The sequence below is a fragment of the Streptomyces solitudinis genome (assembly GCF_036323765.1).
Classification (GTDB): domain Bacteria; phylum Actinomycetota; class Actinomycetes; order Streptomycetales; family Streptomycetaceae; genus Streptomyces.
Map to the genome: position 1 here is coordinate 1 of NZ_JAZDCW010000043.1, position 222 is coordinate 222.

The following is a 222-nucleotide window of genomic DNA, read 5'->3' on the forward strand; positions in this document are numbered from 1 at the left end:
CCGGAACCCCATCACCATCCGAATCCAGATCCAGATAGTCCGGCGTACCATCACCATCCGAGTCGACCGAACCCTCCCTCACATCCGGCACCCCGTCGCCATCAGAGTCCGTGTCCAAGAAGTCCGGAACCCCATCACCATCCGAATCAACCGGATTCGCCGGATCAACACCCGCCTCCACACGGTCCGGAACCCCATCACCATCAGAATCCACGTCCAGGT

General features: G+C 60.4%; 1 protein-coding gene. It reads right to left on the reverse strand.

Annotation, left to right across the window (positions count from 1 at the left end):
- Window positions 1-222, reverse strand: a 222-nt coding sequence (locus tag V1J52_RS26065) for a thrombospondin type 3 repeat-containing protein (protein WP_330142434.1), incomplete at both ends; no start/stop codon positions are given.